20 protein-coding genes are annotated in these 26,220 nt (G+C 44.3%); 16 read left to right on the top strand and 4 right to left on the bottom strand.

Annotated elements, in window-relative coordinates:
• Window positions 1-168: 168 nt before the first annotated feature.
• The 11 genes from pnp to deoD all read left to right on the top strand — a co-directional run bounded on the left by pnp (window position 169) and on the right by deoD (window position 13,489).
• The gene (pnp, locus tag C9I43_RS11205; protein ID WP_076496420.1) at window positions 169-2,265 is read left to right on the top strand and encodes a polyribonucleotide nucleotidyltransferase; all 2,097 of its coding nucleotides are present in this window, start codon (window positions 169-171) and stop codon (window positions 2,263-2,265) included.
• 192 nt (window positions 2,266-2,457) lie between these two features.
• On the top strand, window positions 2,458-3,360 hold the full coding sequence (gene nlpI / locus C9I43_RS11200; protein WP_107883515.1) for a lipoprotein NlpI: 903 nt from the start codon (window positions 2,458-2,460) through the stop codon (window positions 3,358-3,360).
• A gap of 99 nt (window positions 3,361-3,459) precedes the next feature.
• Window positions 3,460-5,040 carry a peptide chain release factor 3 gene (prfC, locus tag C9I43_RS11195; RefSeq protein ID WP_107883514.1) on the top strand — a complete coding sequence of 527 codons (1,581 nt, stop codon included), beginning with the start codon at window positions 3,460-3,462 and terminating at the stop codon, window positions 5,038-5,040.
• An 81-nt stretch (window positions 5,041-5,121) separates the two neighbouring features.
• Window positions 5,122-5,322, top strand: a complete 201-nt coding sequence (locus C9I43_RS11190; protein ID WP_107883513.1) for a DUF5363 family protein — start codon at window positions 5,122-5,124, stop codon at window positions 5,320-5,322.
• A gap of 9 nt (window positions 5,323-5,331) precedes the next feature.
• Window positions 5,332-6,096, top strand: a complete 765-nt coding sequence (locus C9I43_RS11185) for a TatD family hydrolase (RefSeq protein WP_107883512.1) — start codon at window positions 5,332-5,334, stop codon at window positions 6,094-6,096.
• 176 nt (window positions 6,097-6,272) lie between these two features.
• A complete protein-coding gene (locus tag C9I43_RS11180; RefSeq protein WP_107883511.1) occupies window positions 6,273-7,571 on the top strand; it encodes a NupC/NupG family nucleoside CNT transporter in 1,299 nt (432 codons plus the stop codon).
• Between the two features lie 347 nt (window positions 7,572-7,918).
• Window positions 7,919-8,758, top strand: coding sequence for a nucleoside-specific channel-forming Tsx family protein (locus C9I43_RS11175; protein ID WP_107883510.1), 840 nt, complete (start codon window positions 7,919-7,921; stop codon window positions 8,756-8,758).
• Between the two features lie 417 nt (window positions 8,759-9,175).
• Window positions 9,176-9,946 (top strand): deoxyribose-phosphate aldolase, encoded by a 771-nt coding sequence (deoC, locus tag C9I43_RS11170; RefSeq protein ID WP_076496426.1) that lies wholly within the window; start codon window positions 9,176-9,178, stop codon window positions 9,944-9,946.
• A 184-nt stretch (window positions 9,947-10,130) separates the two neighbouring features.
• The gene (deoA, locus tag C9I43_RS11165) at window positions 10,131-11,462 is read left to right on the top strand and encodes a thymidine phosphorylase (RefSeq protein ID WP_107883509.1); all 1,332 of its coding nucleotides are present in this window, start codon (window positions 10,131-10,133) and stop codon (window positions 11,460-11,462) included.
• A gap of 9 nt (window positions 11,463-11,471) precedes the next feature.
• Window positions 11,472-12,686: a phosphopentomutase gene (locus C9I43_RS11160; protein ID WP_107883508.1), complete on the top strand. Its 1,215-nt coding sequence runs from the start codon at window positions 11,472-11,474 to the stop codon at window positions 12,684-12,686.
• A 92-nt stretch (window positions 12,687-12,778) separates the two neighbouring features.
• Window positions 12,779-13,489 carry a purine-nucleoside phosphorylase gene (gene deoD, locus C9I43_RS11155; protein ID WP_076496429.1) on the top strand — a complete coding sequence of 237 codons (711 nt, stop codon included), beginning with the start codon at window positions 12,779-12,781 and terminating at the stop codon, window positions 13,487-13,489.
• A 128-nt stretch (window positions 13,490-13,617) separates the two neighbouring features.
• Here deoD and C9I43_RS11150 read toward each other — a convergent pair whose 3' ends face one another.
• Window positions 13,618-14,616 carry an AhpA/YtjB family protein gene (locus C9I43_RS11150; protein WP_107883507.1) on the bottom strand — a complete coding sequence of 333 codons (999 nt, stop codon included), beginning with the start codon at window positions 14,614-14,616 and terminating at the stop codon, window positions 13,618-13,620.
• Between the two features lie 43 nt (window positions 14,617-14,659).
• Here C9I43_RS11150 and serB point away from each other — a divergent pair, with 43 nt between their 5' ends.
• Both serB and C9I43_RS11140 read left to right on the top strand, forming a co-directional pair.
• A complete protein-coding gene (gene serB, locus C9I43_RS11145; protein ID WP_107883506.1) occupies window positions 14,660-15,643 on the top strand; it encodes a phosphoserine phosphatase SerB in 984 nt (327 codons plus the stop codon).
• Between the two features lie 153 nt (window positions 15,644-15,796).
• A complete protein-coding gene (locus tag C9I43_RS11140; protein WP_107883505.1) occupies window positions 15,797-16,792 on the top strand; it encodes an alpha/beta fold hydrolase in 996 nt (331 codons plus the stop codon).
• Between the two features lie 5 nt (window positions 16,793-16,797).
• Here the strand turns inward: C9I43_RS11140 and C9I43_RS11135 are convergent, their stop codons facing one another.
• Window positions 16,798-19,167 carry a PilZ domain-containing protein gene (locus C9I43_RS11135; protein ID WP_107883504.1) on the bottom strand — a complete coding sequence of 790 codons (2,370 nt, stop codon included), beginning with the start codon at window positions 19,165-19,167 and terminating at the stop codon, window positions 16,798-16,800.
• 100 nt (window positions 19,168-19,267) lie between these two features.
• Here C9I43_RS11135 and radA point away from each other — a divergent pair, with 100 nt between their 5' ends.
• The gene (gene radA / locus C9I43_RS11130; RefSeq protein ID WP_107883503.1) at window positions 19,268-20,632 is read left to right on the top strand and encodes a DNA repair protein RadA; all 1,365 of its coding nucleotides are present in this window, start codon (window positions 19,268-19,270) and stop codon (window positions 20,630-20,632) included.
• A 75-nt stretch (window positions 20,633-20,707) separates the two neighbouring features.
• On the opposite strand, the gene C9I43_RS11125 is transcribed toward radA, so the two are convergent.
• Window positions 20,708-21,079, bottom strand: a complete 372-nt coding sequence (locus C9I43_RS11125) for a PilZ domain-containing protein (protein WP_076496435.1) — start codon at window positions 21,077-21,079, stop codon at window positions 20,708-20,710.
• Window positions 21,080-21,277: 198 nt separating this feature from the next.
• On the opposite strand from C9I43_RS11125, the gene torR reads away from it, so the two are divergent.
• Window positions 21,278-21,988 (top strand): two-component system response regulator TorR, encoded by a 711-nt coding sequence (gene torR, locus C9I43_RS11120; RefSeq protein WP_076496436.1) that lies wholly within the window; start codon window positions 21,278-21,280, stop codon window positions 21,986-21,988.
• Here the strand turns inward: torR and torT are convergent.
• Entirely contained in the window at window positions 21,985-23,076 is a 1,092-nt protein-coding gene (torT, locus tag C9I43_RS11115; RefSeq protein ID WP_373455341.1) for a TMAO reductase system periplasmic protein TorT, read from the bottom strand. The genes torR and torT overlap by 4 nt on opposite strands.
• A 58-nt stretch (window positions 23,077-23,134) precedes the next feature.
• Between torT and torS the strand changes: the two genes are divergently transcribed.
• On the top strand, window positions 23,135-26,203 hold the full coding sequence (gene torS / locus C9I43_RS11110) for a TMAO reductase system sensor histidine kinase/response regulator TorS (protein WP_107883502.1): 3,069 nt from the start codon (window positions 23,135-23,137) through the stop codon (window positions 26,201-26,203).
• Window positions 26,204-26,220: the final 17 nt, after the last annotated feature.

Here is a 26,220-nt window from a genome sequence, read left to right as displayed (position 1 = left end):
AGGAGATAATTATTTTTTTATTTCAGCTTTAAACACAATTCTTTGTTGATTTATCCACTTTAGTTAAAAGATAAGCCTTTGTCACCATTATCTACTCTTTCTCTATTGCGGCGAATTGCAGTATACTTACGCGCGTAATTCAAGGTCATTAATTAAGGAATGGGTCACGTGAATCCTATTGTAAAGAGTTTTGAGTATGGTCAACATACAGTCACCCTGGAAACAGGTGTTATAGCGCGTCAAGCTGATGCAGCCGTTTTAGCAAGTATGGGTGACACGACAGTGTTAGTCACTGTTGTCGGTAAAAAAGAAGCAGATCTTGGTCGTGACTTTTTCCCTCTGACTGTTAACTATCAAGAAAAAACCTACGCAGCCGGTAAAATTCCTGGTGGTTTCTTTAAGCGTGAAGGCCGTCCTTCAGAAGATGAGACATTAATCGCTCGTCTGATTGACCGTCCAATTCGCCCTCTTTTCCCTAATGGTTTCAAAAACGAAGTCCAAGTCATCATTACCGTAGTATCTGTCGATCCACAAATCGAACCAGATATTATCTCTATGATTGGTACTTCTGCGGCACTGGCGATTTCTGGTATTCCATTTAGCGGACCTTTGGGTGCTGCACGTGTGGGTTACATTGATGGCGAATACGTGTTGAACCCAAGTGTTGAGCAACTTGCCACTAGCCAACTAAATTTAGTGGTTGCTGGTACTGCTGGCGCAGTATTAATGGTGGAATCAGAAGCCCAAGCATTACCAGAAGAAGTGATGTTAGGTTCTGTTGTTTACGGTCACGATCAACAACAAGTGGTTATCAAAGCGATTGCTGAATTTAAAGCAGAAGCTGGTAAACCAACTTGGGATTGGACTGCACCAGTACAAGATGCCGATTTAGTTGCCCAAATTAAAGCGCTTGCTGAAGCTGGTTTAGGTGATGCGTATAAAATCCAAGTTAAACAAGATCGTTATGCTCAAGTTTCTGTGGTTAAAGCCGCAGCAAAAGAAGCCTTGTTAGCGAGCAATCCTAATGTTGATTTACGTGAAGTAGACAACTTACTGGGTAGCCTAGAGAAGAAAGTTGTTCGTGGTCGCATCATCCGTGGCGAACCACGTATCGATGGTCGTGAACCTGATATGATCCGTGCTTTAAGTGTATTAGCTGGCGTATTGCCACGTACTCACGGTAGTGCATTGTTCACCCGTGGTGAAACTCAAGCGCTAGTGACTTGTACTTTAGGTACTGAGCGTGATGCACAGAAGATTGACAGCATCATGGGCGAGCGTACTAACCGTTTCATGCTGCACTATAACTTCCCTCCATACTCTGTCGGTGAAACTGGCATGGTGGGTTCGCCTAAGCGCCGTGAAATCGGTCATGGTAAGTTAGCTTGGCGCGGTATGAAAGCCGTTATGCCTTCAGCTGCAGAATTCCCATACAGCGTGCGCGTTGTATCTGAAATCACTGAATCTAACGGTTCAAGCTCTATGGCATCAGTTTGCGGTACTTCACTTGCACTGATGGATGCGGGCGTACCAATCAAGACGTCTGTAGCCGGTATTGCTATGGGTCTAGTAAAAGAGGGCGATGATTTTGTTGTTCTTTCTGACATTTTAGGTGATGAAGATCATTTAGGTGACATGGACTTTAAAGTAGCCGGTACTCGTGGTGGTATTACTGCACTGCAGATGGATATCAAGATTGAAGGTATCACTAAAGAAATCATGGAAATCGCACTGCAACAAGCCTATGGCGCACGTGTGCATATCCTGAATGTGATGGATCAAGCGATTGGCTCACACCGTGATGATATTTCTGATCATGCTCCACGTATTACTATTATCAAAATCAACCCAGAAAAAATCCGTGACGTTATCGGTAAAGGCGGCGCAGTTATCCGTGCTTTAACTGAAGAAACGGGTACTACGATTGAATTGGAAGATGATGGTACAGTGAAGATCGCATCTTCAAATGGCGAAGCAACGAAAGAAGCGATTCGTCGTATCGAAGAAATCACTTCAGAAGTTGAAGTCGGTCGTATCTACGCGGGTAAGGTTATCCGTATCGTTGATTTCGGTGCTTTCATTAACATTCTGCCAGGCAAAGACGGTTTAGTGCACATTTCACAAATCAGTGATGAGCGTGTAGCTAACGTGTCTGATCATCTTGTATTGAACCAAGATGTAGCTGTTAAGGTTATGGAAGTGGATCGTCAAGGTCGCGTACGTCTATCAATCAAAGAAGCACAAACTAAAGAAGCCGCTGAATAGTCATTCTTTGACTTATTATCAGCAGATACTTTTTAAGTGATTGCATAAAAAGGAGATCGAATGATCTCCTTTTTTGTTTTTGATATTCAGAAACTCAATATTAATCTCAATTCCCCAATAGCAGTCCTGTGATGGGATTGCTATCATGAACATTCTTCTGCGTATGTTGGGAATCTAAAAAGGTAGAAATGGATGAGTCTTAAAATTAGAACCGCTGTCGTTGCTGTGCTGGCGGGCGCCAGTCTGTTGTTAGCCGGATGCGCTACCACCCAGTCTCCTTTAGATAACCAAAATGATGTTGAAGGTAAATTGGTTATAGCCCCCGTGATGCCAGATTATAAAGTAGAGGTCACGTTAGCTAAGCTAAATGAGATTTTGTCTGCGGTCGAATTAAGTAATGAACAAAGATCAAGGTTTCACTACGATCGCGGAGTGATCTACGACAGTGTGGGTTTAAGACTGCTTGCACGTATTGATTTTATTCAAGCGTTGAAATTACAACCGGATCTCGCAGATGCCTATAATTTTCTTGGAATTTATTACACTCAAGAAGGCGAGTTCGACAGTGCCTATGAAGCCTTTGATGGCGTATTAGAGCTCGCGCCTAATTATGATTATGCTTATTTAAATCGTGGTATTGCCTTGTACTATGGTGGGCGTAATGATTTAGCCACTAAAGATATGCAAGCATTTTACGCAGGCGATAATACCGACGGCTATCGCGCATTATGGTTGTATTTAGTTGAATCAAAAGACGATGTAGTTACAGCTAAAAAACAGCTCATGGAGAATCGTCAGCATTTAGATAACGATGCTTGGTCTAGCGTAATTGTTGATTATTATTTAGGTCAAAAAAGCCGTCAACAGGTGTTTACTGCGGCTAAAGAAGGGCTAACCCATCCTAAAGAATATGCTGAACGTTTATGTGAGGCTTATTTTTATCTCGCTAAAATGTCGATAGAGATAGAGCAGTATCAAGATGCTGCCAACTATTTCCGCCTGGCGTTGGCAACCAATATCCATGATTTTGTTGAACACCGATATGCACGAATTGAACTGGCTAAGGTAAAAGATTTACTCGAAGCTACAAAATAACCTCCTTTCGCCCGAGCTCATCTCGGGCTTTGCCTAGCCAAGCTTGAACTGAGGCGCTATAATTTGCGCCTTTTTAGCGATACTAGTGCATAGGTTAACATGTCAGGCAATAAAGTAGAGGTCGATAAACGTCGCACCTTCGCGATCATATCGCACCCCGACGCGGGTAAAACAACCATTACCGAGAAAGTGCTGTTATTCGGCAACGCTTTGCAAAAGGCGGGTACCGTTAAAGGTAAAAAATCGGGTCAGCATGCTAAGTCTGACTGGATGGAAATGGAGAAGGATCGTGGTATCTCTATCACTACATCCGTCATGCAATTTCCCTATGCTGGCGCCCTCGTTAACCTACTCGACACACCTGGCCACGAAGACTTCTCTGAAGACACTTATCGTACACTAACGGCTGTTGACTCCTGCCTTATGGTGATAGATTCGGCAAAAGGTGTTGAAGCTCGTACCATTAAGTTAATGGAAGTGACGCGTCTGCGTGATACGCCGATTGTGACTTTTATGAACAAACTCGACCGTGATATTCGTGATCCTATCGATTTGATGGATGAAGTCGAAGATGTGCTTAATATCGCCTGTGCACCTATTACCTGGCCTATTGGCAGCGGTAAAGAATTCAAAGGCATTTACCACATACTGCGTGATGAAGTGGTGTTGTATCAAGGCGGTATGGGTCATACCATTCAAGAGCGCCGAGCGATTGTAGGGATTAATAACCCTGAGCTAGATAAGGTTCTGGGGAGTTACGCTGTTGATCTGCGTAATGAAATGGAATTAGTGCGCGGCGCATCACATGCATTTGATCATGATGCCTTTCTTCAAGGCAAGCTGACACCGGTGTTTTTTGGTACCGCTTTGGGCAATTTTGGTGTGGATCATATCCTCGATGGAATTGTTGAGTGGGCGCCTAAACCATTACCGCGTGACAGTGATGTGCGTAAAGTAATGCCAGATGAAGATAAATTCACCGGTTTCGTTTTCAAAATACAAGCAAACATGGATCCTAAGCACCGTGACCGAGTCGCATTTATGCGTGTGTGTTCTGGTCGTTATGAGCAGGGCATGAAAATGCACCATGTACGTATTGGTAAGGATGTCAGTATTAGTGACGCTTTAACCTTTATGGCGGGCGACCGTGAGCGTGCTGAAGAAGCTTATCCTGGTGATATCATTGGCCTGCATAACCATGGCACGATTCGTATTGGTGATACTTTTACTCAAGGCGAAAAGTTTCGCTTTACTGGTGTGCCTAACTTCGCCCCTGAAATGTTCCGCCGCATTCGTCTGAGCGATCCGCTTAAGCAAAAACAGTTGCTTAAAGGGTTAATGCAGTTATCAGAAGAAGGTGCAGTGCAGGTATTCCGTCCGCTCGATACCAACGATTTAATTGTAGGTGCCGTGGGTGTGCTGCAATTTGAAGTGGTCGTTGGACGTTTAAAAAGTGAATATAATGTTGAAGCGATTTACGAAGGAATTAGCGTGTCAACGGCACGTTGGGTTTACTGCAAAGATGAACGTAAACTTGAAGATTTCCGCCGTAAGTGTAGCCAAAACCTTGCACTCGATGGTGGCGATAACTTGACGTACATTGCGCCAACGATGGTGAATTTGAACCTCTCTATGGAGCGTTATCCAGATATAGAGTTCACTAAAACCCGCGAGCATTAATCGATTATATTTATTGTGATTAGCTAAATGGCGGTAATTTACCGCCATTTTTGTATCTCATTGACTGTACTGAGCACTCTTATGACCAATTGGGTAATTAAAGCATGGCGAGCTTATATTCAGTGGTGTGATCATATGGGACTCACGCCTGAAAATCGTCGTTGTTGTATGCCGCGTCTTGAAGATCCACCACTAATGATTAAATCTTCTAAAATTACTACACAAGCTCAAAGCACTCCGCTCAGCAAAGCGCATTCGAGCGACACTACGCCATCCGAGTGAGATAGTTTTATGATAGATACCCACGCGCATATCGATTTTGCTGAGTTTGATGCTGACCGCAGCGATGTAGTGCTACGAATGCACAGTGTCGGTATTGATAATTTAATCATCCCTGGTGTCTCCCCTAAACATTGGCAAAAACAACTCGCAGTCGCAGAACAATACCAATTTTATTATGCTCTGGGCATACATCCTTGGTTCTGCCCTGAAGATGTTGATGCGAGTATCTTTGCATTAACATCTCAAGTGTCAGCGTTACTCGAATGTCCTCGTTTTGTTGCTATTGGTGAATGTGGCTTAGATAAGCTTTATGCGTCAACTTGGCCAAGACAGTTGGCGGTTTTTGAGGCGCAGCTCAAGCTTGCTCAGTCGGTAAATTTGCCAATTATTATTCACAGCGTAAAAGCTCATCCAGAGATTTTAGCCTGTCTAAAAAAGCATCCATTACCTAGAGGTGGCGTGATACATGCTTTTTCTGGCAGTACAGAAATTGCGCTTGAGTATCTTAAGCGAGGCTTTAAATTAGGTATCGGCGGTTTGATCATGAATCCTAATGCCAAAAAATTACTCAAAACCGTATGTGACCTACCTCTCGATAGCTTCATACTTGAGACTGATTCTCCCGCAATGGCACCTATAAATGTAATTGAAAAACGTAATCAACCCGCTAACCTTGTACTATTTATAGACAAAATTGCAACTTTGCAAAAAAAAACAAGTGTTCTAGTATCAGAACACTTGATGTCAAATTCGGTGCAACTGTTTGACCTTTAATTGTTTTTAAATAAACAGGTGTAGGTCGCACTAGTGGGTAACACTAAACAGTTGAAATTAAACTCCAAAAATATGATCAAAACGACGATTTTCGACTTTGCCTCGGGTATAATCTGACTCGGAAATAGGTTGATTAACAACATAATTAAAAAGTGTTAACAATAGGGTGATGGTTAATGAATATATTGATGAGTTTAGTAGGGGTGGTCACCCTGCTTGCGATAGGTTTCCTCCTATCGAATAACAAAAAAGCAATTAGCGTGCGTACAGTGGGTGGCGCGTTAGCCATTCAAGCTGCCTTTGGTGGTTTTGTTTTGTACGTTCCCATTGGTAAAGACATTCTGAAAGGTATGTCTGATGCTGTATCTAGCGTTATTGGTTATGCACAAAACGGTATTGGCTTCCTGTTCGGCGATTTAGCTAATTTCAAACTTGGCTTTATTTTCGCTGTTAACGTATTGCCTGTAATCGTGTTCTTCTCTTCTTTGATCGCGGTTTTATATTACCTAGGCATTATGCAGTGGATCATCCGTATTATTGGTGGTGGTTTACAAAAAGCATTAGGTACAAGCCGTACTGAATCAATGTCAGCAACAGCTAACATCTTCGTTGGTCAAACTGAAGCGCCATTAGTGGTTCGTCCATTCATTCCAACTATGACGCAGTCTGAACTGTTTGCGATCATGGTCGGTGGTTTGGCATCAATCGCGGGTTCAGTATTGGCTGGTTACGCGCAGATGGGTGTACCTATCGAATACTTAGTTGCCGCTTCATTCATGGCAGCACCAGGTGGCCTGTTAATGGCGAAACTGATGCACCCTGAAACTGAAGTTGCTAAAAATGACATGAGCGATTTGCCAGAAGATCCTGACAAACCAGCCAACGTGTTAGACGCAGCAGCAGCAGGTGCTTCATCAGGTATGTACTTAGCACTTAACGTTGGTGCTATGTTGTTAGCCTTCGTTGGTTTAATTGCAATGGCAAACGGTATCATTGGTGGTATCGGTGGCTGGGTAGGTTACCCACAATTGACACTCGAATTGATCCTTGGTTATGTGTTTATGCCTTTAGCATTCCTTATTGGTGTGCCATGGAATGAAGCATTTGTAGCAGGTTCTTTCATTGGTCAAAAAATCGTTATTAACGAATTTGTTGCCTACTTAAACTTTGCTCCTTACATTTCTGATGCTGCAACCGCTTGTACTGCTGTCGCTGCAGAAGTAACTAAAGGTTTGCCATTATGTGTTGCTGAAACACAAGCTGTGATGTCACACAGAACTCAAGCGATTATTTCGTTTGCACTGTGCGGCTTTGCTAACTTGTCTTCAATTGCAATTTTGCTTGGTGGTTTAGGTTCAATGGCACCAACTCGTCGTCATGATTTAGCAAGAATGGGTATCCGTGCAGTTATCGCCGGCTCTCTAGCTAACTTAATGAGTGCAACAATTGCTGGTCTGTTCTTAAGCTTAGTTTAAGGCTGACCTGGGGTAACACACCCCACTAACTAGGTCCTGACCATGCAGGGCAGGGCCTAAGTTAATTCAACCATTTTCCAGTAGTGATTCCTGTAGTGAATAGTTTCTCCAATTGAAAAACACAGAATGCAACTGAAATGTCGCTGTCGTTCTGTCTTAAATGTCGTGTAACTACGGTTGAGTTAATTAATCGTAATGCCGAAGTCGCGACTTTGTTCACAATTAAGAATTTTGTGTTTGTGATTTTGCACTAGATTATTGAGGTTTTCTTTAATTTAGGTAAAATGCAAACGCCACAAAAAGAACGCTACCCTCGATGGTAGTAAATAAGATAAATGGGGTTGATGATGAAAAACGTTAAAACTTTAGCTTTAGCCGCTACTGCCGTAGCAGCAATCTCTGGTAACGCATTTGCCGCTGATCGTACTGATCTTCATGGTACTGATTACAAATGGATGCAGTTCAACGCTATGTACTCTATTGGTGAAAAACCAGAGAACCCAGCGTCTGGCGATCAACATAACTATTTAGAAATGGAATTTGGCGGCCGTTCTGGTGTATTCGATTTATATGGCTATGTTGATATATTTAACCTTGCTAATGAAACATCAAGCCATGGTGATAAGAACCCTGGCTCTGGTTCAAGCAAAATTTTCATGAAGTTTGCACCACGTGTATCTATCGATGCGCTGACTGGCAAAGATTTATCTTTTGGTCCAATCCAAGAAGTATATTTCTCTACTCTGTTTAACTGGGATGGCCTTGTCGGTGAAGGTGTTAACTCTACATTCTGGGGTGTGGGTGCTGACGTAAACGTGCCTTGGTTAGGCAAAACAGGTATGAACCTGTACGGCTACTACGACATGAACGCAAAAGAATGGAATGGTTACCAGTTCTCTGCTAACTGGTTCAAGCCTTTCTACTTCTTCGATAATAAGAGCTTCATAGCATTCCAAGGTTACGTTGATTATCAATTCGGTGCAGATGCAACTGATGACATATATGTTCCTAAAACCACTAACGGTGGAAACGTATTCTTTGGCCTATACTGGCACTCAGATCGCTATGCTGTCGGTTATGGTCTAAAAGGTTATAAGGATGTATATCTAATTGAAGATGAAGGCGGTCTAGTAGGTTTAGAATCAACAGGTTGGGCACACTACCTGTCAGCAACTTACAAGTTCTAATCTCTTGTAATCCTTGCTTGTTGGAGCCGCATTATGCGGCTCCATTTTTGTTTTACTCTTGAGTCTTTATCTAAGCTTATTACGCGAAACAATGTGTTTATATAAAGGTTTACGTTTTTCTCGCGCTAAAATGGATTTTTCGCGGAAAAGTAGGAACAAGATTTTATTCGTCTCCTCTCTTCCGGTCTTCAAGGATTCAAGTCGTGGTCACTTATGCGTTATTTAAGTGTCAGGATGCCTATTGCGCTTTAGGGCTAGGCAAGATTGAATACCTACTACAAGATAGTTTGTAACAGCAAATTACTCGGCACCGCCTGAAGGCCCGGCCATATAACAATAATCAAATAATGCCACCTCTTAAGCGTTGCTTTTGTGCAACTCATTTCTATTCATTTCATTTTATTTTGGAGAGCAATTATGACTGATTTAAAAAAAACGGCACAACGCGCCATTGAGTTAATGGATTTAACCACGTTGAATGACGATGATACCGATCAAAAAGTCATCGATTTATGCCACAAAGCGAAAACACCTGCGGGCAATACTGCTGCTATTTGTATTTATCCTCGCTTCATCCCTATTGCACGTAAAACCTTAGATGAGCTCGGTGCTGAAGATATCCAAATCGCCACGGTAACTAATTTCCCCCATGGTAACGATGATATTGCTATTGCAGTGTTAGAAACCCGCGCGGCCGTTGCTTATGGCGCTGACGAGGTTGACGTGGTATTCCCTTATCGCGCGCTGATGGAAGGCAATGAAACCGTTGGATTTGAACTCGTTAAAGCCTGTAAAGAAGCCTGTGGTGAAGTGTTACTAAAAGTCATTATCGAATCTGGTGTATTAGCCGATGCCGCGCTTATCCGTCGTGCGTCTGAATTATCAATCGATGCGGGTGCTGACTTTATTAAAACCTCTACCGGCAAAGTGCCTGTCAATGCCACGCTTGAAGCGGCTGAAATCATGCTGACCGTGATCAGCGAGAAGAATACCCAAGTAGGCTTCAAGCCTGCCGGTGGCGTTCGTGATGCGGCGCAAGCTGCAGAGTTTTTGGGTGTTGCGGAACGTATTTTAGGTGCTGATTGGATTACTCCACGTACCTTCAGATTCGGCGCGTCAAGCTTACTTAATAGCTTGTTAAATACCTTAGAATTAGCCGATGCACCTAAGCCAACTCAAGGCTATTAATCGTTATATCGCGCTGATTAATACGATCAGCGTATAGCGAACCTAATTAAGTGTGACCTAAATCTATTTGGCGAACTCAAAACTTCGATAGTATGAATTTGTAATATTGCTACAGTTTTGATTTTTCATTGCAAAGGTAAGCACTAGTAATTCTATTGCTGGTGCCTATCTTGGAGGCAGTATCATGTTTCTAGCTCAAGAGATTATTCGTAAAAAGCGTAACGGTTTAGCGCTAAGTTCTGAAGAAATACAGTTTTTTGTTCAAGGTATCACCGCCAATACCGTGTCAGAAGGTCAGATTGCTGCATTGGGCATGGCCGTGTACTTTAATGACATGAATATGGATGAAAGAATCGCATTAACAACCGCAATGCGTGATTCTGGCACTGTGCTCAATTGGCAATCATTGGGACTCAACGGCCCAGTTATCGATAAGCACAGCACTGGCGGTGTGGGTGATGTGATTAGCCTCATGCTTGGCCCTATGGCTGCGGCTTGTGGTGGTTATGTACCAATGATTTCGGGGCGCGGCCTTGGCCACACTGGTGGAACTCTGGATAAGTTTGATGCTATTCCAGGCTATCAAACCGAGCCTTCAAGTGAGTTGTTCCGCAAAGTGGTTAAAGAGGTCGGTGTGGCCATTATTGGTCAAACGGGCGATCTGGTTCCTGCTGATAAACGTTTCTATTCTATCCGCGATAATACCGCGACTGTTGAATCTATCTCCCTTATCACGGCATCGATTCTGTCTAAGAAATTAGCTTGTAATTTAGACGCACTGGCGATGGATGTAAAAGTCGGCAGCGGAGCTTTCATGCCGACCTATGAGGCATCTGAAGAATTAGCTCGCAGTATCGCCGCCGTTGCTAATGGCGCGGGTACTAAAACGACAGCTTTGCTTACTGATATGAATCAAGTGCTTGCATCTTGTGCTGGTAATGCCGTTGAGGTGAAAGAAGCCATCGACTTTTTAACGGGGGGTTACCGTAATCCACGCTTATACGAAGTCACTATGGGTCTTTGCGCTGAAATGTTGCTGCTTGGCGGTCTTGCAAGTAATGAAGCTGACGCTCGCGCTAAATTAAATCGTGTACTCGATAATGGCCGCGCAGCTGAAATTTTTGGCAAGATGATATCGGGTCTGGGTGGTCCGGTTGATTTTGTTGAAAACTACAGCAAATACCTATCTCAGTCACAAATCATTCGTCCTGTTTTTGCTGATATGCAAGGTTATGCCTATAGCATGGATACTCGCGAGCTTGGTTTAGCTGTGGTGACTCTAGGTGGTGGCCGCCGTAAGCCTGGTGATGCACTCGATTATAGTGTTGGGTTAACCCAAGTGTGCGCCTTAGGCGATAAAGTGGATTCTTCGACTCCGATTGCCGTTATCCACGCACAGTCTGAAGCCGCCTTCGCTGAAGCAGAAGCCGCGGTAAAAAAAGCGATTCACATTGGTGAAACTGCTCCAGAAAAAACACCTGAGATCTATGCCTATATTCGTGCATCGGATCTTTAAGGAAAGATTATGAAACGTACCATTATTATGATGTTGGACTCCTTTGGAGTCGGTGCTTCTGCAGATGCAGCAAGCTTTGGTGATGTCGGTTCCGATACTTTTGGTCATATTGCCAAGGCCTGTGCTGAAGGCAAAGCTGATATTGGCCGCGAAGGTCCACTTAAATTACCTAATTTATCGCGCTTAGGCTTAGGCCATGCCGCGATGGAAAGTACGGGTGCCTTTGCTCCTGGGTTTAGCGATAATGTTGAACTGATTGGTGCTTATGGTCATGCACAGGAGTTAAGTTCAGGTAAAGATACTCCGAGCGGTCACTGGGAAATGGCGGGTGTACCCGTACTATTCGAATGGGGCTACTTTAGCGAGCACCAAAATTCTTTCCCTAAAGAACTGACGGATAAGATTTTAGCCCGTGCGGGTCTGGATGGTTTTTTAGGTAATTGTCATGCTTCTGGCACAACTATTTTAGAAGAGTTAGGCGAAGAGCATATGCGCTCTGGCATGCCTATTTTCTACACCTCAGCCGATTCAGTATTCCAAATTGCCTGTCATGAAGAAACCTTCGGTTTAGAAAACCTCTACCGTTTATGCGAAATTACCCGTGAAGAGTTAGAACCTTACAACATAGGTCGCGTCATTGCCCGCCCATTTGATGGTACTGGCCCAAGTGACTTTGCTCGTACTGGTAACCGTAAAGATTATTCGCTTGAGCCACCAGCAAAAACCGTCTTAGATAAGCTAAAAGACGCGGGTGGTGAAGTGGTGAGTGTGGGCAAGATTGCCGATATCTATGCATATTGCGGTATCACTAAAAAAGTGAAGGCAAATGGCCTTGAAGCTCTTTTCGATGCGACGTTAGCCGAAGTTAAATCTGCTGGCGATAACACTATCGTGTTTACTAACTTTGTCGATTTTGACTCTCATTATGGCCATCGCCGCGATGTAGCAGGATATGCTAAGGGGCTGGAATATTTCGATGCCCGTTTACCTGAAATGCTGGCATTATTAGGTGAAGATGATTTACTGATTTTAACTGCGGATCACGGTTGCGATCCAACATGGCCGGGTAGCGACCACACCCGTGAATATGTGCCAGTATTAGCTTTTGGCGCTGGATTGAAAGCAGGCTCTTTGGGTCGTCGTAACAGTTTTGCCGATATTGGCCAATCTATTGCGAGCCACTTTAAGCTTGAGCCTATGGCCTACGGCGAATCGTTTTTATAGGCTAGATTAGTATTCAGTTCGATTTGGCGGCTAACATTTGCCGCCAGTAAACAAAGACTTAAGTCTTAATAATATAAACAGGGGTTATTTCGATGGCAACACCACACATTAATGCTGTAGAGGGCGCATTCGCTGAAACTATGTTGTTTCCAGGCGATCCATTACGTGCAAAATATATTGCTGAAACATTCTTAGAAAATGTTGAGCAAGTGACTGATGTTCGAAACATGCTTGGTTTTACAGGTACCTATAAAGGTAAACGTATTTCAGTAATGGGTTCAGGCATGGGCATTCCTTCATGCTCAATTTATGCAACTGAATTGATTCGTGATTATGGCGTTAAAAACCTGATCCGTGTAGGTACTTGTGGTGCCATTAGCACAGACGTTAAAGTACGTGACGTGATCATCGGTATGGGCGCTTGTACTGACTCAGCGGTTAACCGTTTACGTTTTAAAGGCCAAGACTTTGCTGCCATTGCTGATTATGAGCTGATGAATGCAGTTATCGAGTCTGCTAAAGCCAGAGGCACTAAAATTCGCGTAGGTAACATTTTCTCTGCGGATTTATTCTACACGCCTGATCCACAAATGTTCGACGTGATGGAAAAGATGGGCGTACTCGGCGTCGAAATGGAAGCGGCTGGTTTATACGGCGTAGCCCATGAATTTGGTGCTCGTGCTCTGTGTGTTGTGACTGTATCTGATCACATCCGCACTGGTGAAAAAACCTCTGCTGAAGAGCGTCAAACCACATTCAATGATATGATTATCATGACATTAGAAGCCGCTATTACGCTGTAATTATGCCGTAGTTAGTGACTATTAAAAAAAGGGTTCGCATTGCGAACCCTTTTTTATGTCAATTCTAGCGTGTTATCTATTTATCTGCGGTGACTTAGGTTTAGTGACTTAGGTTTAGTGATTTCCCGCTAGCCCGTTGGGTCGGTATCGCTGGGCTTTATTGAGGCTTGAGCTTCTGCGCTACCTTTCGCTACATGGCTTACGCGGCGGACTGTTTTCACTTTAGGTTTCACCTTAATGGGTGCTGTTTTCCTCGCGTCATCAGTGGTGCTTTCTACTTGGTCATTCGTTTGTGCCTTTACTGATGCTTTAGCCGCCTTTGTTTGCACGTTTGCTTGATTGGACATATCAGCGGCCTCTTTTACTATTTTTTGTGTCTCAGTGTGCGCTGCCACTTTTTCCGCTGCGGGCAAGCTCTCGATTGGCTGCACTATTTTATCAGGCTCTTTAATGGTGGATTCTTTCTTAGGGTGCTTAGGCGTTTGACGTAATTTAACGCGAGTACGACGGCGATCGAAGTCAGCACGTTTAAAAGATAAAGAGCGTGAAAGCAACATACCAATCAAGCCTGCAATGAGCAGCATAATTTGCTGCTGTTCCATATTTAAATTATGAACCTCTTTGATTTCGTTAAAAAATAATTTGGTGTCCAGCCTAACTTCGACATAGCCTAAGTTTTTACCCTCTTGCAGCACAGGCTCCACATAAGGAGGGTATTTGCTGAGCAGCAAATTCATTTCTTCGGAGTCAGGATCGATCACCTCGTTGGTAATGCTTTGGGCGAAGGATAACCGTATGCCTTGGTCGCTGAAGATAGCGGCGGACATCACCTTAGGATCTTCCACTAAAGCACTGGCAAGCCATTGGAGCTGCTCATCATTTTGCAACTGTAGCGCGGGGGCTGCACCGTAAGCGGCTTGTTGCACCAGTAATCTTGCCATCTTTTGAGTTTGGCTCTTTAGAAGCAGCTGACCTTGTAGTAGGCTTGTTTGCCACAGTTGCACTAGGCCGATGATGAGGGCGAATGCCACAGCTATTTGGATAAGCCTACTGATTTTATGGCTTTTCTTTAGCCCTTTAAGATATAACACTTTGACCCTTAACATGTAGAGCGCTTGCCTAATCATAATTGATTCTGAGTAAGCCCGATAGTTGGAGAATTTAAGTCAGATGGAAAGCTTGAATCAAGATACGCTTTTTTTGTGGTTAGCTGCTGATCATTCCCTAAGGTTTGAACGCCAAGGGCAAGTGTTTGAACGTTATCAGGAGTCAGCGATACCTACTGATACCTCACGTTTACGGATTATCTACCAAGATACATCAGCACAGGTGAGTTTATCGGCGTGGATAGCCCTGTTGGCTCAGTCCTCCCAAATTATCGGCATTAGCGATATTGAGCGCCAAGTTGGTTTACATTGTATCGAGTTGGCACTGGTTAGCCCTTTATCACAGGCGCAACTCGAGGCATTTCCCCTGTCTGTCGCTGAGCTTCATGTGATCACGTTGGCTTTACCCCGTTTGAATCATCCCGGCCTTCTGGTCATGGACATGGATTCAACGGCAATTCAAGTAGAGTGTATTGATGAATTAGCGGCAATGGCGGGCGTAGGTGAGCGCGTAGCGGCGATAACGGAGCGCGCCATGCAAGGCGAGCTGGATTTTGAACAGAGCCTGCGTCAACGTGTGGCGCAGCTTAAAGGAGCCGATGCCAATATTATATCGACCTTGTGCGATAACTTGCCTTTGATGCCAGGGCTTGAGCCTATGTTAGTGGAACTCAAATCCCATGGTTGGCGTTTAGTTGTTGCATCTGGTGGCTTTACACCGTTTGTTGGTCATTTAAAGCAGCTGCTAAACCTAGATGCCGCCTTTGCGAATGAGTTAGTGATTACTAACGGAAAACTTGCTGGGGAAGTGACGGGCAAAGTGGTGGACGCGCAGTTTAAAGCAGACGTGGTTGAGCGTTGCAGCGAGCAGTGGAACATAGCCAGAGGCCAGAGAGTTGCTATTGGCGATGGCGCTAATGATATTCCTATGGTGATGGCCGCTGATTTTGGTATTGCTTTTCATGCCAAACCTAAGCTTGCAGCGGCCGCGGATGCGAATATTCGTCAGTTAGATTTGCGGGTTTTGCCATACCTTTTACAAATGTAAACCGTTAGATATCAGTTGGAGTAAGACTTTGGCTATAAGGCTTTGGGCATAGACTTTGAATATAAGACTAAGGCAATAGTTAGAGTAATGGCTCTTGTCTTTTATTAATGAGCTGGTAGTTTAGATAAATTGATAAACTACCTGTGACTTATTTTGACTCCGCTGACTTCAAACGCTATTTCGACCATTTCACAATCCTCAATTTATCTGCCGTACCGCGATGGTCAGCTGCATTTACGCCAGTTATTACCGGCAGCGGCTGATTTTTCTAAAACCCCTATCTTAATGCTCCATGGCGCTATGTCTAATGGCCGAGTTTTCTATAGCCAGAGTGGCCGCGGTCTTGGCTGTTTTCTCGCTAAAGCGGGATTTGTAGTATATGTACTCGACACCGCGGGAAGAGGGCTTAGCTTACCTAAAATTAATCGAGATTTTACCCTTGGGCAAGGAGAGGTTATTCGCGAACAATTGCCTTTAGTACAGCAAGCCATTCTCGATTTGCATCAAACAGCCTGCCAGCAACAAACAATGATTCAAGCGAAAAAAATCGTCGCGCCCTCACAAGTGCATTGGTGCGCTCATTCTTGGGGCGGCGTGCTAATGGCGAGTAGTCTGGCGCGTTATCCTAGCTTGCAGCAAAGCGTTCGCTCGCTGCTGACATTTGGTAGCAAGCGTACGATTCGAGTGAAGTCATTTAAAAAATGGTTGATGGTCGATGTTTTTTGGAATCGCCTAGCACCAGGCCTAGCGATGGGGCAAGGTTATCTCGCTGCCGATAAGTTGCGTATCGGTATGGACAACGAGAGCCGAGCCTCGTTAGTGCAGAGCATTGATTGGGTGCGAGGTGATTGGCAAGATCACGATGATGGTTTTGATTATGCTAACGCTGCCAAGCACGCGGATTGGCCCACTGCTTGGTTCATCTCAGGGCAAAATGATACAGTCCTTGGTCACCCAGAAGATGTCGCAGATATGGTTAGTGAGTGTGGCTTTAAGCGGATAAAATCGACTTTGTTATCTAAGGCGAATGGCTTTAAACATGATTATGGCCATGCGGATATGTTAACGCATTTAGATGCCACTACGGATCATTTTCCTAAAATCCGCGATTGGTATTTAAGCTTTGATCTTGCAGTATTAAACCGTTAATACCGTTATTGATATAGCGTTGGATATCTTAATTCAACTGCTTGGGTGATATCGAGCAGTTCTCCGACACCTATAATTCGCCATAGCTGATCTTCTAATTGTTTTGCTTTGTGGTTTGCATGAATATTAATGTATTCAATCTCATGGCGTAGATAATTCATATCTGGTTTTTCTGTTGCACCGCGGAAAATACGTAGTGCAATGAAACGACCAGTAGCTTTACTTTGTTTAATAAAAGCAATTTGACTTTGCGTATCGCCGACGCTGGTTGCTAACACACACTTTAGGTGTATTTTTCCGCGTGACTGACGCGTGATTTGGATAAATACCTCAATAAAATCCATATCTTGCTGCGGTTTCATTTTACGAATGGGATCGAGTATATCTCGCTTGAATAGGCCATCCTTTAACAGCGGTGTTAAATCATATTGCAGCGTATCTGAAGTACCTGCTGCAAAAATATCGCATATATCATCTTGTTGAGTGCTGACGCCTAAGCAAGCAATTTGTGCAGACTTTGTCGTTCTCTCAATAAAATAGGGCACCGAATTTAAGGTGCGCATCAAAATATTTTTTAAGCCCTCGGCGAGTTCCTTACTTTCGCCATTACTCTCCGTGAGTTGCTCTAATTTCGCTTTATTATGGCTAATGAGTTTATTTAAAAACTCAACCCCAACATGGGGGGTATGGCTCATTACGGCCGTTAAATGCAATGTTACACCATTTTTTCGGGTACGAACTAAACGATAGGGCAGGTGCTCTAGTTGAGTTTTACCTGCAATCGTTTGTAGCTTGGGAAAGCTGAGCATCAAGGGTTTATTGGATGAGAAATCAGTAGCATTATCTAATGTCAGCTGCATGCCTCGACTAGAAATATCTAACGTGATCCCTGTGCTGGTTAGCCCGCCTTGGGAAACATTGACTAAGGTTTTAAAAGCAAAGCGAGCCTCTTGGCGTCGCTCACTAAATTGCATTGCTATTGATTTAATTTGATGAGTCGTCGAACGTTGCTGGCCAAAGGTTTTTAGGGCGTTGGCATTGCTGTCATCTTGCCATGCTTTGTAATGGCCTCTGGTGTCTTCGTTACTGATATCAATAAGCTGAAGTAGGTGACTAAATTGCGATAGTTGCTGTTCAACCAGTGGGCTAAATTTTGCTTCAGCCCCTGGTAATGTCGCGTGGCGATACCCTTTGCCGTGATAAATTTTATCGGCGGTTAATTTAAAAATTCGCCAGCTGGGCTTGGTGGAAGCAAAGCCTAAGAATAACGGCATCATGCCCTTAGCTTTTAACTCTGCTAAGGTGGCAGAATAGAAATACAGATTACCTTGGGCGTTATAGGTAAAGCTAAAAAATAACCCATGGTCGGGGTTTTGCGGATGATTAAATAATGCCGATAACCGCTCTGAAGTTAGCATTGACGGTATTTGGCTTATATCATTTTCATCTTGAAAGTAATGCATTATTTGCTGGTTATCTCGACTGAGCAGCATATGACTCAAAGCTTGGGTTTGAGTATTAAAATATAAGGGTAAGTGCGGTAGGTGTGGTAAAAAATGGCGTTCAAACCCGAGTCCCGATGCTGTGACTACCACATCATTGACATCGATTTTGTATCTTAACTTATAGCCACGAATAAGATTTCCTAACATCTCAGCTAACGCTTCAGATCCACTGATGCGCTGGAGTCTTAACCAAATATATTCACCATTGGTTTGGCTATCGACTATCCCATAGTCAACGCCGAGTTGCAGATCGGGAAAGTAAAATTCTTCACTGAGTTCTAGTAATTTTATTTTAAGCGGCAGGTCGAGATTAAAGGGATGATTTGCCGCAATACGAATTCGTGCCCCTCCAATGGATAAATCAGTGGTGATGCCGATAATTTCACTGCGACCTTGTGATGCGCTAATCCGAATGCTGTAGTTCATGCGTTCTTCTGCGCGGTTAAAATAGCTGCCTAATACTACGCCCGGTACTATAAAAGGTTCTGGCTCAACGATTTCAATCTGTGGTGCGCTTTGGCGTAACTTTTGCCGACGCTGTTGATGAGCCGCAAGGACATGCTCATACACTCCCAAGGTATACTGATTTCGAAACAAGGAGATAGCTTGATGCAGACTGTGTTTAGCGGGTTCATCTAAAAAGTGCCTTTGTTGACCTAGTTGTACTTCTGTACAAGGTAACTCAGATTTATCCCTAAAATCGATAATCCGCGTGCAAGGTGAAGCCAACCGATTTAGCTCCATTTTCAATAGAAAACGAGTCGAATTGGATTCATCAATCGTCAGCTGCTGAAAAATCTCTAGGAAGTTAGGTTCCATCACTAGAGGTTTGAGCTGTTCGATTATCGCGTTGTGGTTATCTAAACTCATTTAGGGTTCTTTTTAATGCTTATTTTGTATTGGACTGTTAGTCTTATGTCTGCAGTATTCGCAGTTACTTAAATTGATTTTATACAGATTTTAATGAGTTATGGCAAAGAATAAAACAGCATACGTGTGTAATGAGTGTGGGCAAGATTTCCCCCGCTGGCAGGGGCAATGTAGCGCGTGTCAAGAATGGAATACGATTACTGAGGTTAGACTTGGTGCGGCTTCACCTGGACAGAGCACTAAGTTTGTCGGTTATGCCGGTGCCGGTAGTAATGAAGTAAAGACATTAGATCAAATTGATCTCAATGCTTTGCCACGAATATTAAGCCATTTCGGCGAACTCGACCGTGTGCTTGGCGGCGGTATTGTGCCTGGCTCAGCCATTTTAATCGGTGGCCATCCTGGGGCGGGTAAAAGTACGCTGTTACTGCAAACGCTCTGTCATTTAGCCGAGCAAATGCCGGCGTTGTATGTCACCGGTGAAGAGTCTTTGCAACAGGTGGCCATGCGTGCCCATCGTCTTGGACTGCCGACTAATAAACTGCGGATGCTATCTGAAACCAGTGTCGAGCAAATTTGCCAAGTTGCCCTTAAAGAATTACCCAAAGTCATCGTTGTTGATTCGATTCAGGTTATGCACATGAGCGACGTGGCATCAAGCCCTGGCAGTGTGTCGCAGGTACGTGAGTCAGCCTCCTATTTAACGCGTTTCGCCAAAGAAAACGGCATTGCCGTGATCATGGTGGGTCACGTCACTAAAGATGGTAGCTTGGCTGGCCCTAAAGTATTGGAGCACTGCATCGATTGTTCGGTGATGTTTGAAGGCGATAGTGATAGTCGCTACCGTACTTTGCGCTCCCATAAAAACCGTTTTGGCGCTATTAATGAGTTAGGTGTATTTGCCATGACCGAGCGCGGCCTAAAGGAAGTTGCTAACCCATCGGCAATCTTTTTATCTCGCGGTGAAGAAGAGTCTTCGGGCTCTTTAGTTATGGTGGTGTGGGAAGGTACTCGGCCACTACTGGTGGAGTTGCAAGTGCTGGTGGATAGCTCGGCCATGTCTAACCCGCGGCGCGTGGCGGTGGGGATGGACGCGAACCGTTTAGCTATGTTACTTGCGGTAATGCATCGCCATGGCGGGTTACAAATGTCGGATCAAGATGTATTTGTTAACGTGGTGGGCGGCGTTAAAGTTACCGAAACCAGTGCCGATTTAACGCTATTGCTGGCGATGGTATCGAGTTTTCGTGGTGATGTTTTACCGAGCGACTTAGTTGCTTTTGGTGAGGTGGGTTTATCTGGTGAAATTCGTCCAGTGCCTAATGGACAAGAGCGATTAATTGAAGCTGCTAAACATGGCTTTAAACGGGCGATTGTGCCTAAGGCTAATGTGCCTAAAAAACCGTTAGTTGGGATGGAAGTAGTGGGTGTTTCTAAGTTGTCTGAAGCCCTAGAGGCCATTTAAATTGTATTAACGGCTATGTATGCCTTAAATCAAAACAGCGCCATTGGGCGCTGTTTGTGTTTATGAGTTTATGTGTTAATCAGTCGTATTATGTTTTTCGATAAATAACATCAGTTCACGATTAAGCAAGGAAGCATCACCAAGATTAAGTTCAACCATGCGCTTTAGATGGCTAATGCTGTCAACGTCGATAAAATTGCACTTAAGCCCGAGTTGGGTATTTTTTTGATGCACTAACTCAGTATCTATACTGATTTCAATATCAGATTCTGGCAGAGTGAAACTGAGTGTAATGGCCTCTCCCGAGTTGCTAAAGTGTGCTGGTTCTTCGACCAAAGCACCATTGAGGCTCAGATCAAGAATAGTTGTCTCCCATTTCGTTTCGCCTTGCGCCAGATGAGCATCAGTGGCAAATAGAATCCGCGAAAACATACGTCTTTCGTCCATACCCAATCCTTTTTCTTTCATAGTCAGCTAAAGAGTAGCCCCATCAGTATGCCTAAGCATAAGTCATATTGATGTGACTGTAAAAGCACCGTTATTTTTGGGCGATAAGGTTAGCTAGATCGCATATTTCACCTATCACTGATATGCAAATGTGAAAAAGTATGAATAATTCACTAAAGCAAATAGGGGAAGTTGAAAATGACTTATAGCGTGTTGGTTGTCGACGATGAAGCGGTTATTCGTGCGAGATTAAAAGGATACTTTGAAAAAGAAGGTTATCGCGTTATTGAGGCCGCGGATGGCGAGCAAATGTGGTACGAGTTTAATCGTCAACATATCGATTTAATTATGCTGGATATTAACTTACCCGGTGTTGATGGTTTGAGTTTGACCCGTGAACTGCGCAGCCGCTCCCATGTAGGTATTATTTTGGTGTCGGGGCGAGATGAATCTATCGACAAAATTATTGGCCTTGAAATGGGCGCCGATGATTACGTAACAAAACCATTCGAACTGAGGGAGTTACTGGTTCGGGTGAAAAATCTCCTCTGGCGAATCTCATTGGTAAAACAAGCTGAACAAGCAGTCGTCGAGGCGTTATCTCAGCCAGATGATGTGATCAGTTTTGATGGTTTTCAATTAGAGTTAAATAGTCGTAAGTTACGCTACGGTGAGGTGTTAATTAAACTCACGAAGGCGGAGTTTGAGTTATTGGTCGCCTTTGCCTTACATCCACAACAGGTGTTATCCCGTGAGCGTTTGATGCAGCAAACCAGTCATCGCAATCAAGATGTCAATGACAGAACTATCGATGTGATTATTCGCCGCCTGCGTAATAAACTCAATGCAGACTTGTTTGTTACCATTCATGGTGAAGGTTATCTTTTTGCCGCTAAAGTGGATGATTAATGGACTGTCGGCCTAACTTGATACAAGGGGTAAAAGTCGGCCGCTGCTAGGCTGAAGGTTAATGTTGATAAAGCGTTAGACGGCGTTCGCGCTATAATCGCAGGGCCAATATCACCAAACTCCTTAGCGCCTTCAAGTTGTTTTACGGCAATGTCGATAGCCAGTTTTCCCTGTAATACGACTAAATCATCATTACTGTAGAGGACTTTTTGCCGCTTGATTCCGCGTAAAATAGCAGGAGATAAGTAACTGCTCACTAGCTTAACTTGTTGGCTTAATCCTTTTTGCTTTAAAGTGCTGATGGCAGACTCAATCGCTACCGCGCTACCGAGAATATAATCTGGCTGCTGGGCTTTAAGCAGCATTTGCAGCTGGTCGCGATAAAGATTGCGATTATTATCAGCATGCTGGATGGCGCTAATCGAGACTTGGCTGCCTTCAAGTGCTTGACGAATACCTTGTTCAACCCAATCAGTGCCACCTAAGTTTTCTGGCCCCGCAAGGAGCGCTAAGCTTGCTGTTTTATTGGGATGTGTTGCTTTGGCATCGGCTTTAATGAATTGACCTGCAGTTAGCCCCATTTGATACCAATTTACCCCAATATGGGTTTGCACTTGGTTGCTATTGAGCCGATTAACTAAGGCTATGACGGGTTTGCTGAGCGGTAGTGTAAATTGGGCTAATAAATCTGGGCTCACGGCGCCAAGCAGTATGGCGTCATAATTGCCTTGCATACAGGTTTTGAGCTGTTCGAGTTGTTTTTCTTGGTGGTAATAACTGCCCGCTTCGAAAAGATCAAGGGAGATACCGAGCGTTTTAGCGTGGTGAATTAATCCATAATCGATGCCAATCCAGTAGGCATCTTTAAGGTGCGGTACTAGGGCGCAAAGATGCCAAGGCTTTTGTGCTGTTGTCAGGGGTAAGTAAGCTAACGCTTGAGCTTGCTGGGTTTTTACATTGAATGGCGTACGCTGCTCTAATGGCCAAGTGATTGTTTGACTAGCCGTAATGCTTGAAAATATCAGGCTAAAGGTGGCGAGTGTGAGCGTGGCAAATAGGTGTAATCGCCGCCAATATTTTTGCATCATCCCGTAGTATCCATTTAGCGTTATTTGGGGTGATATTGTAACAGTTTAAGGAAGATGTGTGGCTCCTTTATCTTTATCGCGCACCAGTTTAACCGGTCGATTAATGCTCGCCTTTAGTGTGTTAGGCGTATTGTTATTACTGCTTGTGAGCCTAGGTAGCTTGAGTTTGCATTGGCTAAAACAGGCCGATAGTTATTTATATGAAGAATCCTTGCCAGCATCCCAAGCCGCACGCCAACTCGTACAAGCCTCTAATGCGTTATCCGATGGTGTACAACAACTTGGGCGGGTTGAGAATGAACGACAACGTGAGTTTATTGGCCGTAAACTGAGTATTGAAAGTGCCAATATGCTAAGTGGAATTAACTCGTTAACGACTTTAGGCGTGAACGACGCACAACACTTATCGCAATTAGCTAAACAGATCATCAGTCAATTAACTTCGTTAGGGAACAGTGTTGGCCACCGTTTGGGCATGGGCAGTGAGCTACAACTGGCCGCGGGGAAATTGTCTGTTGCGGCTGGGCATACCTCTGAGTTACTTCAGTCTGAACTTGCAGTTGTCGACTCTGCTATCTTGGCTAAGTTAAGTCAGGCATATCCTGACATCGCTGGCACGAGTCGTAGTGGCCAGTTGCTCGACGATGTTATTGACCGCGAGTTAGACATTCAAGAGCAACTTAATCGCGCTCTGACGTTAGTTCATCAAATTGCTCTGTTAGGCCAATTATTTGAATCCTCCGAGTTACAGTCGCAATTGCAGTTAAGTGTGCCAAGTTTACTGGCGACCTTTGCAAGCACTAATTCTGTCTATCGTCCTAACATTGCTGAGCCCACATTGGCGAGCGCAATGGACAGAGCGTTAGTCCATAAAGTAGAGGGCACCGCGCCAAGTGACACGAGTATCGATTTAATGGGGCTTGATAATGTGCCTGAGATTATTCGCGATCCGGGTCGTCTACAGGCCTTAAACACCGAATTGGCGGTACTGGCAGAAACCCCGAAAATCATTAAACAGCAAAGAAAATTGAGCTTAACGCTACAACAGCAACAGCGACAACAACAAGAGTTAGCTGAAAAACTCTTTAGGCTTAATACCTTGGTAGATAGCGCACTTAATCAACAGCAACAGCAGGCTGAAGTGGCACGCAGCGATTATTTACAGCAGATGTCGCTTGCTCGGCTTGGGCTTTGGGGCACGGGTGCCTTGATGTTTATTGTAATGGGATTGGTGATTTATCGGGTGATTTATCGTGGTATCGCATTAAGGTTAAATCAGGCAACTAAAGCGATGTCGCGTTTGAGCTTAGGCGACACCGATGTGAGCTTAGATGCCCATGGCGATGATGAGCTGACTGTAATGGCGAATGCTATCGAAGCCTTCAAGCGGAAAACAGCCCATAATCTTAAATTACAGGCAGATTTACGTCAGGTTGCCGATGAATTGATTGAACACAAAAAGGCGTTAGAGCAAACCGTTGTCACTCGTACACAGCAACTTGCTGAGACGAATATCCGCCTTGACGCCGAAGCTAAAGGCCATGCTAAGGCACGGCAGATAGCCGAAGATGCAAGTCAGGCAAAATCTCAGTTTCTTGCGACTATGAGCCATGAAATTCGTACACCGCTAAATGGTTTACTTGGCACCTTAACCTTACTCGGCCACAGTCACTTGCCTCCCGCGCAGCAGCAAATGTTAGCGTTATCGCAATATAGCGGTACGTTACTGCAAACTGTGTTGAATGATATTTTGGATTTTTCGCGTTTAGAGCAAGGAAAATTAACCCACGAGCCAAGGCCTACCGATATTAATAACTTACTTGATGAAGTGCTGGCGATCATGGTGGCGGGCGCCAATTTGGCAGGGCTTAGCCTAACAGTGAACAAGCCTAAATTACCCCGCTGTATCAATATTGATGGTCCTAAATTGCGTCAAGTGCTGTTTAACCTAATTGGTAATGGCATTAAATTTACTCAGAAAGGCGGCGTGACGCTTAATGTCAGCCTGCAAGGGGCTAAATTGTCTTTTGTCGTGCAGGACACTGGCGTAGGTATTACGCCTGCTGCACTAGATACTCTGTTTGTGCCTTATGCCACCACACCTAACCCCGGGCGCAGCCGCGGTACAGGGTTAGGGCTCGCGATTTGTAAGCAATTGGTTGAGTTGATGGATAGCAGTGACCGTGGGGTTTGGGTTACAAGTCAGCCTGGAAAGGGCAGTGAGTTTGGCTTTGAACTGACCTTTAATGAATGCGATATAACGGATGCCCTAGAAGTAAAGAGTCATGCGTCTGTGCCTGCTCGTCAAGTGCTGGTGGTAGAGGATAATAACGTTAATGCTATGGTAGCGCAGGGGTTTTTAGCACATCTAGGCCATGAGTCAGTGCTTGCTATGAGCTGCCAACAAGCGCTTGAGTTTGCAAGTTCAAGTGGTTGGCGCTTTGATACTGTAATGCTCGATATTCAGCTCAGTGATGGGTCTGGTATCGATTTATTGCCGCAATTAAAAAAATTGATAACCACTCCTAATGTGAAGTTTGCTGCCTTCACTGCCCAGATACAAAGTGAGGACTTGCAGCTTTATCACAAAGTGGGATTTGATACCGTACTCGCTAAACCACTGAGTCTACCAACTTTAACGCAATGGTTAGGTGTTGCCGTTGCTGCATCACCCATAGCCACACCGCCCATTATCGCATCAGCAGCCAATGGCGCTGAGCCAGTGGTATTGGCTCCAGTTGCATTTGCCTCTAAAACGCCAGCGACCATGCTTGTGATTGATGATGAACCATTATTAGATGTAACACAGTTAGAGCAAGATAAAGAGGTGCTTGGTGTCAATGCGCTGATTTCTATGCTTGAGTTATTTAGTGAGTCCAGTAGTGAGCAAATTGCCAGTCTGTCATCCACAGCAACTAATTGTGATGCGGCAAAACTGCTACACGGACTTAAGGGCAGTAGCGCCAGCATGGGGTTGATAGCGTTAGCGCAATTAGCTAAGAGATTAGAAGTAGTGCAAAAAAACAGTGCTAGTAACCTGTTAGGATTTGCTCAGTATCAGCAACTTGAGTCTTGCCGGCAGGCATCGATCGCCGCTTTACAGCAATGGCTAGAACGGCAAAGTTAGTTCACTTATCGGTTTAC

Source organism: Shewanella morhuae (assembly GCF_003028295.1).
GTDB classification, from domain to species: Bacteria; Pseudomonadota; Gammaproteobacteria; order Enterobacterales; family Shewanellaceae; genus Shewanella; species Shewanella morhuae.
The sequence above is the reverse complement of the archived record's forward strand: the minus strand, read 5'-3'. Positions and strand labels throughout refer to the sequence as shown.